At 67.2% G+C, this 661-nt stretch carries 1 pseudogene; it reads right to left on the reverse strand.

The window, feature by feature from the left end:
* Nucleotides 1-661: pseudogene (locus AC3A6Y_RS34985) on the reverse strand (type VI secretion system ATPase TssH); the annotation flags it as partial.

Below are 661 nucleotides of genomic sequence, written 5' to 3' on the forward strand. Positions count from 1 at the left end.
ATCTGGAACTTGATCTTGTCGATCTCCTCGCGGATCTGCGCGCTGCCCTGCGCCTGGGCCTTCTCGGCCTGCCAGATCTCGTCCAGGTCGGCGAGCTCCTTCTGCACGCGGGCGATGTCTTCCTCGATGAGGGACAGGCGCTTTTGCGAGGCCTCGTCCTTCTCGCGGCGCACGGCCTCGCGCTCGATCTGCAGCTGGATCAGGCGCCGGTCGAGGCGGTCCATCACCTCGGGCTTGGAGTCCATCTCGATCTTGATGCGGGCTGCGGCCTCGTCGATCAGGTCGATCGCCTTGTCGGGCAGGAAGCGGTCGGTGATGTAGCGGTCGGACAACTCGGCCGCCGCGACGATGGCCGGGTCGGTGATGTCGACGCCGTGGTGCACCTCGTACTTCTCCTGCAGGCCGCGCAGGATGGCGATGGTCGCCTCCACGCTGGGCTCGCCCACCAGGATCTTCTGGAAGCGGCGCTCCAGCGCGGCGTCCTTCTCGATGTACTTGCGATATTCGTCGAGCGTGGTGGCGCCCACGCAGTGCAGCTCGCCGCGCGCCAGCGCGGGCTTGAGCATGTTGCCGGCGTCCATCGCGCCCTCGGCCTTGCCGGCGCCGACCATCGTGTGCAGCTCGTCGATGAAGACGATGGTGCGGCCCTCGTCCTTGGCCA

It is taken from the genome of Variovorax sp. Soil_C_17 (genome assembly GCF_057657265.1).